The organism is Teichococcus aerofrigidensis (genome assembly GCF_054073225.1).
In genome coordinates, this window is record NZ_JBSXMU010000218.1 from 1 (window position 1) to 2592 (window position 2592).

The 2592-nt window shown below is 71.0% G+C and carries 1 protein-coding gene and 1 pseudogene; one reads left to right on the forward strand and one right to left on the reverse strand.

All coding sequences use genetic code 11. From position 1 onward, the window contains the following. Positions 1-139 precede the first annotated feature (139 nt). Positions 140-1957: a PHA/PHB synthase family protein gene (locus tag ACVMLK_RS20660; protein ID WP_457487493.1), complete on the reverse strand. Its 1818-nt coding sequence runs from the start codon at positions 1955-1957 to the stop codon at positions 140-142. A gap of 313 nt (positions 1958-2270) precedes the next feature. Here ACVMLK_RS20660 and ACVMLK_RS20665 point away from each other — a divergent pair. Then, positions 2271-2592 (forward strand): annotated as a pseudogene (locus tag ACVMLK_RS20665) (hypothetical protein); the annotation flags it as partial.

The following is a 2592-nucleotide window of genomic DNA, read 5'->3' on the forward strand; positions in this document are numbered from 1 at the left end:
GCGCGGCGCCGGGCGGAGCGCCGCGCCGGTCCGTGACGGCGCGGGACGCAAGGACCGCAACTGGCGCGACGGCGACTTCCGCGACCCGCGCTGAGCGTCCCACGACCCGCGCCGGCGCGAGTGCCGGCGCGGGGCGGCCTCAATCCGTCGCCATCACCTTCACGTAGCTGCCGGGGGCGTCCTCCAGCACCGGTAGGGCGCCGTCGCCGGGCTGGCGCGCCGGCACCTGGGCCTTGTCCTGCGCGGTGATCCAGCGCTGCCAGTCCGGCCACCAGGAGCCGGCCAACTCAGTCGCGTTGCCGAACCAGTCCTCGGGGCGGGGCGGCATCTCCTCGCCGGTCCAGTGGCTGTACTTGCCGGAGTCCGGCGGATTGACCACGCCGGCGATATGTCCCGAGGCGGCGAGGACGAAGCGCACCGGCCCCTGATAGATCTGCGTCGCGCGGTAGGCGCTGGTCCAGGGCGCGATATGGTCCTCGCGCGTCGCCAGGATATAGGCGGGGGTCCTGATCTTCCCGAGGTCGAGCGGCACCCCGGCCAGTGTGATGGTGCCGGGCTTCACCAGGTCGTTCTGCTGGTACATGCGGCGCAGGTAGAAGCTGTGCATGGCCGCCGGCATGCGCGTGCTGTCGTCGTTCCAGTAGAGCAGGTCGAAGGGGAAGGGCTCCTGCCCGAGCAGGTAGTTCTGCACCACGAAGGACCAGATCAGGTCGTTGGCGCGCAGCATGTTGAAGGTCGTCGCCATCTCGCGGCCCTCGAGATAGCCGCGCTTCTGCATCCGCTCCTCGAGCGACTTCAGCTGCTCCTCGTCGATGAAGACGGAGAGCTCGCCCGCCTCCGCGAAGTCCACCATGGTGGTGAAGAAGGTGGCGGACCGGATGCGGGTGTCGCGCTTGGCGGCCATGTGCGCCAGGGTCGAGGCCAGCAGCGTGCCGCCAAGGCAGTAGCCGATGACGTTCACCCCTTTCTCGCCGGTCGCCTTCTCGATCGCGTCGAGCGCCGCGTAGGGGCCTTCGAGCATGTAGTCCTCGAAGGATTTCTGGGCCAGCCGCTCGTCGGGATTGACCCACGAGACGACGAAGACGGTGTGCCCCTGGGCCACCGCCCAGCGCACGAAGCTGTTCTTCGGCCGCAGGTCGAGGATGTAGAACTTGTTGATCCAGGGCGGGATGATCAGCAGCGGCCGCTTCAGCACCTTCTCCGTGGTCGGCGTGTACTGGACGAGCTGCATCAGATCGTTCTGGTAGACCACCTTGCCCGGCGTCACGGCGATGTTCTCGCCGATCCTGAACTTGCTCTCGTCGGTCATGCGGATGCGCAGCTTGCCCTTGCCGCGCTCCAGGTCGGACAGCAGGTTCTGCAGGCCGCGCAGCAGGTTCTCGCCGCCGCTCTCGGCGGTCTTGCGCAGCACCTCGGGGTTGGTCATCAGGAAGTTCGACGGACTCATCGCATCGACGAACTGCCGCGTGTAGAAATCGACCTTCTGCGCCGTCTTGGGGTCGAGATCGTCCGCCGCGTGCGCGACGTTGGTGAAGTAGCGCGCCGAGAGCAGATAGGACTGGCGGATGAAGTCGAAGACCTCGTTCTCGCGCCACGCCTCGTCCTTGAAGCGGCGGTCCTTGCTGTCCTCGGCGATGACCGGCGGCACCTCCTCGCCCCACATGCGGCGCGCGGTGTTCTGCCAGAGCGTCAGATAGTCCTGCCAGAAGCCGAGTTGCGCCTGCATCAGGCGGGCCGGGTTGGCCATCAACCGCGCCGTCATCTCCATGAAGGCGGCGCCGATATGCGCGGGGTCTGGGCCTTCCGGGCGGCCAGGCGTGTCGCCGGACTGGCGGCGCAGGAAGTCGGCGACGATGCGCTGGCCCCGCTCCGCCACGTCCGCCATGGTGCGCGAGACCACGGCGGGGTCGGGCATGCGGAAGGCAGCGGGGTCCGGGGGGGTGTCGTCGTGAGCCATGCGTCCCTCCGCGCCGTCATCTGCATGAAGGCGGCGCCTCTGTGTTGGCCCCGCGCCCCCGCCGGATCGCCGGCCGTGGGTGGAGGGCTGAGCATATCTGGGGCATGACGCGGCCCGCCGCCAGATCCGGTCCGTCTCGGCGCTCCGGGTCCCGCGCGGCGCCGCCGCCCCGGCGGAAGTCTCCGCCGAGTTCCCGGCCACGGCAAGCGGGCATGCCGCGCCGGCGCCTCTCCCCGGGGGGCTCTCCCGGGGCGGCCTTTCCCCCGGCTGGCGATCCGGGGTAATGCCGGGGGAGCGGATCGGAGGTGGATGGATGCGGCAGCGGAGCGAGCGCGAGGGAAACGGGTGCCCCGGTCCGGCCCGGCGCGCCGGCGGATGGCCGGCGCTGCTGCTGGCCCTGGCGTCTCTCGGCGGCTGCGTCGGCTCGCCGGGCGAGGGGCCGGTGGAGTTCTACCGCAACGCCTTCGGCGAGCCGTTGCAGGGCCGCCCGCTGCCGCCCGGCAGCGATGGCGGCTATCCCAACCTGGCCTCGGTGCCGCCGGCCCCGGCCCGCGGCGCGCCCTCCGCCCGCGAGGCGCTGAGCCGCAGCCTGGCGGAGGCCCGCGGCCAGTCGCGCGAGCCGGTCGTGCCCGGGC